This window comes from Pseudomonas fluorescens (genome assembly GCF_902497875.1).
In the GTDB taxonomy this organism is placed as follows: domain Bacteria; phylum Pseudomonadota; class Gammaproteobacteria; order Pseudomonadales; family Pseudomonadaceae; genus Aquipseudomonas; species Aquipseudomonas fluorescens_BR.
This window is the reverse complement of the sequence record NZ_CABVHY010000150.1, coordinates 1-1,214: the sequence shown is the minus strand read 5'-3', so window position 1 is coordinate 1,214 and position 1,214 is coordinate 1. Positions and strand designations below refer to the sequence as shown.

General features: G+C 61.0%; 2 protein-coding genes. Both read right to left on the bottom strand.

Annotation, left to right across the window (positions count from 1 at the left end):
- Positions 1 to 148 precede the first annotated feature (148 nt).
- Entirely contained in the window at positions 149 to 856 is a 708-nt protein-coding gene (locus tag F8N85_RS34345) for a PolC-type DNA polymerase III (protein WP_150804195.1), read from the bottom strand.
- On the bottom strand, positions 853 to 1,214 hold a 362-nt coding region (locus tag F8N85_RS34340), incomplete at its 5' end, for a putative nucleotidyltransferase substrate binding domain-containing protein (RefSeq protein ID WP_318183236.1). The genes F8N85_RS34345 and F8N85_RS34340, both read right to left, overlap by 4 nt.

Genomic DNA, 1,214 nt, shown 5'->3' with positions numbered 1-1,214 from the left:
TAGCAGCTGGCGAAGCCTGCGTTCGAGGACGTAGTCCTCGTGAATCAGAACACCTTGATCTTCCTGAAAGACCGCGCTCTCAGGTTTTACGACCGCTGCGCGGCCGAACGCAGGCTTCGCCAGCTGCTACGGGAAATCGCGTCGCACTCTAGAACGAATGCGCCTGCTTGCGACGCTTCCACTGGTTCAGCCGTTGTTGCAGGTTCAGCGGGCTATGAATTTGCTGCTGTCGCGCCCGGCTGAACAGGATCAGGGCCAGCTCTGCTGTGGCCAGCGCATCGGCGCTGGCGTGGTGGCGTTCGCCAACCTGCAGATTGAAATAGTCGATCCATTGATCCAGCCCGGCTTTGCTGACGTGCGCTCGGGGGCAGAGCAACGGCGCCATGTCTGCGACATCGAGAAACGTGTGCTGCAAGCGATAACCCAGGCTGTCTTTCAAGGCCCGCCCAAGCATGTGCTGATCGAACGGTGCATGAAAGGCCAGCAACGGGCTGTCGCCGACGAACTCCATGAAGTCCAGCAAGGCTTCGGCCGGATCGCTCCCGGCGGCAATCGCGCTGGGGCCCAGGCCGTGGATCAATACCGCGGGGCTGAGCTTGTGATCTTCGCGCTGCAAGGTTTGTTCGAATTGTTGGCTGAAGTCGATCGCCCCGTCTTCGATCACCACCGCGCCGATGGACAGCACCACGTCCTTGTTCAGGTTAAGCCCGGTGGTTTCCAGATCCAAGACCACCCAGCGTTGCTCGCGCAGGCTGCATTCGCTCAGTTCCGGGGCGGCTATCAAGTGCTCCAGTCGCTGTTGCTGCTCGAGCGTCAGTTTCGGGCCGTCGGGCCTTAGCCAGGAGAACAGACTCATAGCTGATACCGCAGGGCCAGGCTGCTTTGCAATCGCTGGGCCTGGCGCAGGGATTCACGGAGGATTCGCCGATCCAGGTGATTGAGGCTGTCAGGGTCGACCCGGTTGGAGTAGGGCAGGTTCTCGCGGGTTTGCAGTTGATGCTGCTGCATGCGGGTCTGCTGAATGAAGTGGTAGGCCTCCTCGTACGCAGCACCGTCCAGCCGTTCGATGACTTCCCGGGCCACCAGTTGCTGCAAGCGCTCCAGCGTATTATTGGCTTCGATGCCATTGGCCAGGGCCAGTAGTCGGGCGCCGTCGACGAAGGGGGTGAGGCCCTGCACTTTCAGGTCCAGGGTGGCTTTCTCGTTACCTTTGC

What these genes read in the sequence shown, in the direction of transcription:
- F8N85_RS34345 (WP_150804195.1), bottom strand. Translation starts at nt 856, where the DNA reads ATGAGTCTGTTCTCCTGGCTAAGGCCCGACGGCCCGAAACTGACGCTC.